8 protein-coding genes are annotated in these 5,960 nt (G+C 54.5%); 3 read left to right on the top strand and 5 right to left on the bottom strand.

Annotated features, from left to right (window positions below):
• From CPT76_RS22065 to gpr, 3 genes are all read right to left on the bottom strand, one after another.
• Window positions 1-474 (bottom strand): stage II sporulation protein P (locus CPT76_RS22065; protein ID WP_181152996.1); only part of this gene is annotated, 474 nt, incomplete at its 3' end.
• Window positions 471-761, bottom strand: a complete 291-nt coding sequence (locus CPT76_RS22060) for a hypothetical protein (RefSeq protein ID WP_105444481.1) — start codon at window positions 759-761, stop codon at window positions 471-473. The genes CPT76_RS22060 and CPT76_RS22065, both read right to left, overlap by 4 nt.
• 132 nt (window positions 762-893) lie before the next feature.
• The gene (gene gpr / locus CPT76_RS22055; protein ID WP_076169771.1) at window positions 894-1,889 is read right to left on the bottom strand and encodes a GPR endopeptidase; all 996 of its coding nucleotides are present in this window, start codon (window positions 1,887-1,889) and stop codon (window positions 894-896) included.
• Between the two features lie 230 nt (window positions 1,890-2,119).
• On the opposite strand from gpr, the gene rpsT reads away from it, so the two are divergent.
• Complete coding sequence (gene rpsT / locus CPT76_RS22050) at window positions 2,120-2,392, top strand: 30S ribosomal protein S20 (protein WP_076169770.1); 273 nt, start codon at window positions 2,120-2,122, stop codon at window positions 2,390-2,392.
• Between the two features lie 221 nt (window positions 2,393-2,613).
• A complete protein-coding gene (locus CPT76_RS22045; RefSeq protein ID WP_105444480.1) occupies window positions 2,614-3,828 on the top strand; it encodes an MFS transporter in 1,215 nt (404 codons plus the stop codon).
• A gap of 137 nt (window positions 3,829-3,965) precedes the next feature.
• Here the strand turns inward: CPT76_RS22045 and CPT76_RS22040 are convergent, their stop codons facing one another.
• The gene (locus CPT76_RS22040) at window positions 3,966-4,904 is read right to left on the bottom strand and encodes a UDP-N-acetylglucosamine 1-carboxyvinyltransferase (RefSeq protein ID WP_374954706.1); all 939 of its coding nucleotides are present in this window, start codon (window positions 4,902-4,904) and stop codon (window positions 3,966-3,968) included.
• A gap of 43 nt (window positions 4,905-4,947) precedes the next feature.
• Window positions 4,948-5,262, bottom strand: a complete 315-nt coding sequence (locus tag CPT76_RS22035; protein WP_105444478.1) for a hypothetical protein — start codon at window positions 5,260-5,262, stop codon at window positions 4,948-4,950.
• Window positions 5,263-5,482: 220 nt separating this feature from the next.
• Between CPT76_RS22035 and CPT76_RS22030 the strand changes: the two genes are divergently transcribed.
• A partial coding sequence (locus tag CPT76_RS22030) for a LysR family transcriptional regulator (RefSeq protein ID WP_146116401.1) occupies window positions 5,483-5,960 on the top strand: 478 nt, incomplete at its 3' end.

The raw sequence follows: 5,960 nt of genomic DNA, 5'->3' as shown, positions 1-5,960 counted from the left end.
TTTACTCAGCAGCGGGTTGTATGCTTCTCTCGGATGGGAGTGATAGATCAGGATCGATTTGTTCTTGAAGTTCACCGCCGAAGATTGTCCCGTACCTCCATTGTCCTTGGAAGGCGTTCCTTCTCCGGCACCTTTCTTGCCGCCGGCGTCCGGTACCTGACCGGACGGCGCATCCTGCTGCTTGTCCGAGCCCTTGCCGGAGTCAGCGACCTTTCCGGGATCGGTTTCGGCCTGACCCGCACCGTTCTTCTGGGGATCGGCTGAAGCGTTATGGTTTTGTCCGGCCGCATCCGTTTGTCCCGCCGTTTCCGCAGGCGGATTATAATCTTCGGGAGGAACGACGTTGTCATTGCCTGCCGAATGCCTCAGCAGCACCGGATCGTTCACCCCCATGCCCGGCATTTCCCGGGCCAGCAGGCTTTTCGGATCCTTAGGGTTGACACTGGTCAGCATCTGGAATACGAATGTCGTCATGTTTTCCCCGGAGAAAGTCGAGTTCCCTTTTCTTTATTCAGGTGGGGCAGTTCCATGCCTAACATATCAATGAAGAAATTGCTTGATACGGAGCCGGCGAATCCTTTCATAGAAGAAACCGGAGAATCGTTGATTTTCTGCTCGGCCATCCCTCCCAGTCCCAGAAGTAAGAAAAACAGCAGCGATCCGACCACCAGCAGCACAAAGGTACGTCCCATAGACAGAAAATACAGCAGTCTGGCTCTCCATTTGCCGATATTCCAAAGCTGAAAACCATTCCTCTTCATTCTGTTGTCCTCCTGAAATCTCTTATACTTCAACTCTATGAGCCGGAGAGATTCGATAGAACCAAAAAAAGAAAGCCCGATAGATTCGGGCTTCCTCATTTATGATAGAAGTGAGAGGAGGAGCTGCACCTCCTAGTGGGTGTAGGCTCCCGTGTTTCCGGGGTCTACCGCGTCATGCAGGGCGGCGTTCAAACCGCTCGCGACAATATTGGCGATATCTTCGATAAATTCGTCAATCTCTTTCGGCGTGACGATCAGATCGTGGCCGAGCGGTTCGAGCACTTCCTTGACCAGGGCGAGGCGCTCCTGCTCGTTGATATCGTCCAGCATCCCCATAATTTGCCGGGTCTGGTTCGTCTCCTGGCCGAAATGATTCTTCATCATTTCCATGACATTGTTCACAATCGTCGAAGCGTAGCATACGGTCGGCACGCCGATGGCAACGACCGGAACGCCAAGCACTTCCTTGGTGAGGCCGCGGCGCTTGTTTCCGATGCCAGAGCCGGGATGGATGCCGATGTCTGCGATCTGGATCGTCGTGTTGACGCGCTCCAGCGATTTGGATGCCAGCGCGTCGATCGCGATGATCAGATCCGGCTTCGTCCGTTCCACGATACCCTGGACGATCTCGCTGGACTCGATCCCCGTCAGCCCAAGCACCCCCGGGGCGATGGCACTGATTTCCCGGTATCCTGGGGCCACCTGGTCCGGCATCAGCTGAAAATACTGCCGGGTGACGAGGACGTTCTCCACCACAAGCGGTCCCAGCGAATCGGGCGTCACATTCCAGTTGCCAAGCCCGACGATCAGAACCGTCTGTTTCTTCTGAATCCCGATCAGCGCCAGGAAATCCTCAAACTCGCGGGCGAAGGCCTCAGCTACCTGCTCCTGCAGCTTCGTGTCCCCGTTGCGGAGTCCGGGAACCTCCAAAGTAATGTAATGCCCTTTGACGCGGCCGATGGCCTGGGAACCAGCCTCATTCAGCACGTTAAGGCGGGTAATCTTGATGCCGTCCTTCTCCGTAATTTCTTCATCGACCCCCGGGATCGGTCCGGCATGGCCCGCCATTTCCCTGGCGTCGACCGCCAGGTCGGTCCGCACGGAATAGCGCTGCAAATCCAACTCCATATACATCTGCCTCCTTTGGCTTGTTATGGATAGTTTGCGGGAGCGGCGGCCAGTTTATGCACAACCTTTTTACACCGGACACCGTTCATACGCCGCCGATCCATGTGCCTCTTAAAATCCAAACCTTTGGAACGCGATGATAGTATTGCTTTTTAGAGTACCCCATGCTAAACTATTTTAAGTTGTGAATCATTTCGAGCTATTCGAATGCCTTACAGGAGGTGAATGCAATGCCAAACATTAAATCCGCCGTTAAACGCGTGAAAACAAGCGACAAACGCCGTGCGCTTAATGCTTCCCAAAAATCCGCGCTTCGTACAGCTGTAAAGGCTGCCGATTCTGCGCTGACGAATAATGAAGTCGAAGCTGCTAAAGCTGCTGTTCAAGCTGCATCCCAAAAACTGGACAAAGCCGTAACTAAAGGCCTGATCCACAAGAACGCAGCCAGCCGCAAGAAGTCCCGCCTGGCGAAAAAACTTAACGCTCTCAGTGCACAAGCCTAAGGGAGCGCTATCCATACGATGAAATGGAAAAGTCCTGAGCAGCTCCCAAGCTGATCAGGTACTTTTTAAATTTTCTTTCGAAACGCGTACAGAGCTGACAACGCCATAGCGGCGCGCCTTTTGCTCTTTTATATAGCACGGACAGCCATGTTCGAAGCAGCCTCACGAAGCAAGTGGACAACCCATGTGCTGTATACTAGGTTTAACAGGAGATGACGTCTATGGAAAACTGGAAGAAAAATCTATGGGTTTTATGGTTCGGCTCGCTGATCGTGTCCTCAAGCTTCTCGATGGTGGTACCCTTTCTTCCCTTGTTTCTGATTGAAATCGGTGTCACCAAAAACATTGAGATGTGGTCCGGTCTGCTGTTCAGCGCAGCGTTTTTTGCGGGAGCGCTTTCATCTCCGTTCTGGGGATCCGTCGGCGACAAATACGGCCGCAAGCCGATGATCATCCGCGCAGGTTTTGTGCTGTGCATCATTTATTTGCTGACGGCGTTTGTCACGCATCCGGTGCAGCTGCTCATCCTGCGTATTTTGCAGGGGCTTCTCTCTGGGTTTATTCCGGGAGCCATTGCGATCGTCGGTACCAACACCCCGGAGAAAAGGGTCGGCTACGCGCTGTCCACCATGTCCACGGCCACGGCTACGGGAAGCATCATGGGGCCCCTCCTCGGCGGCGTGCTCTCCAAGGTGTTCGACAACCGGCTGGCCTTCGGCAGCGCGGGCGTGCTGTGCTTTCTGGCCACGCTGCTCGTTATCTTTTACGTCAAAGAGGAAAAATTTGTCCCGAGCAAAGGCAAACTTTCGGTGTTTAACACGCTGAAGCAGGCCGCCGTCAACAAAATGCTGATGATCGTCCTGGTGCTCACCATGGTGACGCAGTTCTCGGTCATGACCATCGAGCCGGTGCTCTCCCTCTATATTGTGGAGATCGGCCACTCGGCATCGGATGCGTCCATCCTGGCGGGCTTCATCTTCTCGCTCGTCGGGATCGCCAGCATCATCTTCGCCCCGCGCTGGGGCAAGCTGGCCGATAAGGTCGGGTTTCAGAAAATACTGATGATCGGCTTGTTCGCCGGAGGCATAGGTTCGCTGCTCCAGATCCCGTTTCATAACATTTGGGCGTTCTCGGTCGTCCGCTTCCTGTACGGCTGCTTCTTCTGCGCCGTGTTCCCGGCGCTGAACGGGCTTGTCGTCCGGTCTACGCCGAGCGATTTCCGCGGAAGGGCCTTCAGCCTCAACCAGACCGCGAACCAGCTCGGCGGCATGCTGGGACCGCTTGCGGGGGGCGCAATCAGCGGCGTGTTCAGCATTCATACCGTGTTCCTCATTACAGGATTATTCCTGCTGCTGACGATGGGCCTCGCCTACTGGTCCCAGCGTTTCGGGAGCTTGTCCGCTCAGCAGGCCTCGACTAAAGCGATTGACGGGTAGAAGCGTTTTGTGTCTCGTATAATGTTCCGAATCATAAAACAAAACGAAAATAGCCCCCGCTGCCGTTCTTCCGGTTTGGGGGCTGTTTGCCGTCAACAACACATAAGCTAAAACAGCCCTAAGCAGCCGGCCGGCGCTCACGCCGTTGTCGTATATTCGGTGCCGTCCGGAGCGGGTTCGCCTTCGTGGATCACCAGCCCGATCCCCGCCTGGCCGAACAAATGCACCGCGTCTTCATAGCCGCGCTCAATATGCTCGATGCCCGTGATTCGCGTCGCCTGCTCCGACTGCAGGCCGGCCATGATCAGGCAGGTTCCCGCCCGAACATCGGTCGCATGGGCGTAGCCGCCGTGCAGCGGCCTGCCGCCTTTAATGATGGCATAGCCGTTCTTCGCCTGGATATCGGCGCCAAGCCGGTTTAATTGGGCGACATGGCTGAAACGGTACGGGTACACCTTTTCCCTGACGGCACTGTAGCCCGGCGCCTTCAGGAGCAGGCTCGTAATCGGCTGCTGCATGTCGGAGTTGAACACGGGATACATGCCCGTCCGTACCCGCGTCGGTTTGATATTCCCCTGGCTGCTGGCGATGATGTAATCGTTCCCGCTTTCAAATTCAATGCCGATTTCGCTCAGCTTGGCCATGATGGACCGCACATGCTCGGGAATGACCTGCTTCAGGGTCAGCGTGCCGCCCGTGATGCCCACCGTCATCATAAACGCCCCCGCAATGAGCCGATCGGGGATGACCCGATACCGGCATCCTGTCAGAGACTTCACGCCGCGTATACGGATCGTGTCCGTACCCGCTCCGGTGATGTCGGCTCCCATCCGGTTCAGCAGCTGGCAGACGTCCACCACTTCCGGATCCGTCGCGCAGTTGTGCAGATGGGTTATTCCGGCCGCCAGCGAAGCGAGCAGCACCGCATTGATCGTTGCGCCGGATGTCAGCAGATCGAAGCAAAAGTCAGTGCCCGTGAGCTTTTCCGCCGATACCGTGTAATGTTTCTCTTCCAGGGTCACGTCCGCCCCGAACGCCTTGAATATTTTCATATGCTGGTCAATGGGCCGCTCCACGAAATTATCACCCCCCGGATAACCGAGCGTCACCCGCTTGTACTTACTGAGAAGCCCCCCCGATCAGATAATAGGAAGCGCGGAACGAAGACGTCAGCGCCTGATCGAGGACGGATGAATGAATCCGGGATGAATCCACAACAAAATGGCCGTCATCATTTTTGCTCACCTGCAGGCCGATGCGGCTTCCAATTTCTCCAATGGCGCGGATATCGTTAATATCCGGTATGCCCTCCAGTATTGTCGGTGTGTCTCCAAGAACGGCAGCGGCAATGAGCGCGAGGGAACTATTCTTGGACCCTGGAATGATCACGCTCCCGTCGAGCGGGCCTCTCTGCTTCACTTCTAACCAGCGCATGCGAACTCCACCATTTCTATATAGTTTTTGGTCTGGAACAATCATAAGGTAGAATATGCTGCACACTTGCCGGAGGACAATCTGAATTGGAGAAATAGCCTCGCACCCCGGTTAAGGCACAATAATATGCCTCCTTTCCCTCTTCATCATTTATTGATTCACATGAGTCTATTTTTATCTATAATAAAATAGATCCACAGGAATGTGAGGTGCATATACTTTGGAACTGCTTCAGCTTGAGTACTTTCGAACGGTAGCTCGTTTGGAACATATGACCGAGGCTGCGGGGGAATTACATGTTACCCAGTCTTCGCTTAGTAAGACGATTCAGCGGTTGGAAGAAGACCTGGGCGCCCCTTTATTCGACAGAAGCGGCCGCAATCTACGGCTAAATGCGTTTGGCCGTTCTTTTTATCAACGTGTCGAGCGGGCTTTGTTTGAATTGGAGGAAGGTAAACGCGAAATCGCGGACATGACCAGTGCTGATTACGGAACACTGACGCTGGCCGTTAACACGGCTTACATGCTGCCCGATATTCTTAACCGATTTCGTAAAATTCGGCCGCAGGTTCAGTTCCATGTAGAGCAGCTGGGAACCCATGAAATGGAAACCCGGGTAAAGAAGGGTGAGATTGATTTTTGTTTGTCTTCCCCACCCATTCTGGGCAGCGAACTCGTATGCGATGTCGTTTTCCAAG

This window comes from Paenibacillus sp. AR247 (assembly GCF_002968895.1).
Lineage (GTDB): Bacteria > Bacillota > Bacilli > Paenibacillales > Paenibacillaceae > Paenibacillus_AQ > Paenibacillus_AQ favisporus.
Note: the sequence above shows the minus strand (reverse complement) of the source record. Positions and strands in the feature narration are given on the sequence as shown.

Excerpts from the sequence above, each read along its gene's own strand:
- CPT76_RS22045 (WP_105444480.1), top strand. The coding sequence starts at position 2,614 with ATGGAAAACTGGAAGAAAAATCTATGGGTTTTATGGTTCGGCTCGCTG.
- rpsT (WP_076169770.1), top strand. The coding sequence starts at position 2,120 with ATGCCAAACATTAAATCCGCCGTTAAACGCGTGAAAACAAGCGACAAA.
- CPT76_RS22035 (WP_105444478.1), bottom strand. The coding sequence starts at position 5,262 with ATGCGCTGGTTAGAAGTGAAGCAGAGAGGCCCGCTCGACGGGAGCGTG.
- gpr (WP_076169771.1), bottom strand. The coding sequence starts at position 1,889 with ATGGAGTTGGATTTGCAGCGCTATTCCGTGCGGACCGACCTGGCGGTC.
- CPT76_RS22060 (WP_105444481.1), bottom strand. The coding sequence starts at position 761 with ATGAAGAGGAATGGTTTTCAGCTTTGGAATATCGGCAAATGGAGAGCC.